We start from the raw sequence: 1,153 nt of genomic DNA, 5'->3' as shown, positions 1-1,153 counted from the left end.
CTACTCAGGTTGAACTCGCCTTGTCGTAGGTGGTGACGGACCTTGATCCCTGCGGTACGACATTGGGGTGCGATACGCGCAGGGGGGCGGGTTCACTGCCCGGGAGCAAGAGCGTCGGGAGCGGGTGCGGCTGGAGGCCGCCGAGCGATTCGAACAGGGCGACGGCAACAGGGTGATCGCGGCTGACCTGCGGGTCACCGTGCGGTCGGTGGAGCGGTGGCGTCAGGCCTGGCAGCAGAGCGGTTCTGCCGGCTTGGAGTCGAAAGGGCCGCAGTCGCTGCCCAGACTCAGTGAGCGACAGTTCGCCCAGCTGGAGAAGGAACTGGAGAAGGGGCCGCTCGCGCATGGCTGGCAGGATCAGCGGTGGACGCTGGCGCGGATCAAGACGCTGATTGGCCGGCGGTTCCACGTCGCCTACACCGTCCAGGGCGTGTGGAAGCTGATGCGACGCAACGGCTGGTCGTGCCAGCAGCCGGTCCGGCGGGCGATCGAGCGCGACGAGGGTGCGGTCGAGGTGTGGAAGAAGCAGGTGTGGCCTCAGGTAAAAGCCTAGGGGCGGCGATCGGGGCCTGGCTGGTGTTCGAAGACGAGGCCGGGGTCTCGATGATGCCGGCGCGGGCCCGCACCTGGGGACGCCGCGGCCGAACGCCCGTCGTCCGGGTGCGGGGTCGCTCCCGCCGACGGGTCTCGATCGCCGCCCTGACCTGCTACAAGCCTGGTGAACGCTCCCGGCTGATCTACCGGCCGAGACTGGATGACGGCCAGGGCAGAAACAAAGGCCGCAAGAGCTTCGCCTGGACCGACTACCGAGACCTGATCCTCGCTGCCCACAACCAGCTCGGCGCCCCGATTGTCCTGATCTGGGACAACCTGAACACCCACCTGGCCGCCGGCATGAAGGAGTTCATCGCCGCCCAGGACTGGCTCACCGTCTACCAACTACCCCCGTACGCACCCGACCTCAACCCGGTCGAGGGCATCTGGTCACTGCTGAGACGCGGCTTCCTGTCCAACGTCGCATTCGCCGACCCCGAACACCTCGTCCGGACGGTCAGGCGCGGCTTACGGAAGATCCAGTACCGCCCGCACCTCATCGACGGCTGCCTCGCCGCGACCGGGCTGATCACCGACATCGCGAGTTCAACCTGAGTAA

At 67.3% G+C, this 1,153-nt stretch carries 1 protein-coding gene; it reads left to right on the top strand.

Going from position 1 to position 1,153, the window contains the following annotated elements; genetic code table 11:
* Positions 1-67 precede the first annotated feature (67 nt).
* Positions 68-1,149, top strand: a protein-coding gene (locus QSK52_RS39785) for an IS630 family transposase (protein WP_435053496.1) whose coding sequence is annotated in 2 segments (ribosomal slippage) — positions 68-515 and positions 515-1,149 — 1,083 coding nt in all. Because the reading frame shifts where the segments join, the coding sequence is not laid out codon by codon here.
* The last annotated feature ends 4 nt before the right edge of the window (positions 1,150-1,153 follow it).

Origin of the sequence: Kitasatospora phosalacinea, from assembly GCF_030268885.1 — a bacterium.
Taxonomy (GTDB): domain Bacteria; phylum Actinomycetota; class Actinomycetes; order Streptomycetales; family Streptomycetaceae; genus Kitasatospora; species Kitasatospora phosalacinea_C.
This window is presented reverse-complemented; position numbering and strand designations above follow the sequence as displayed.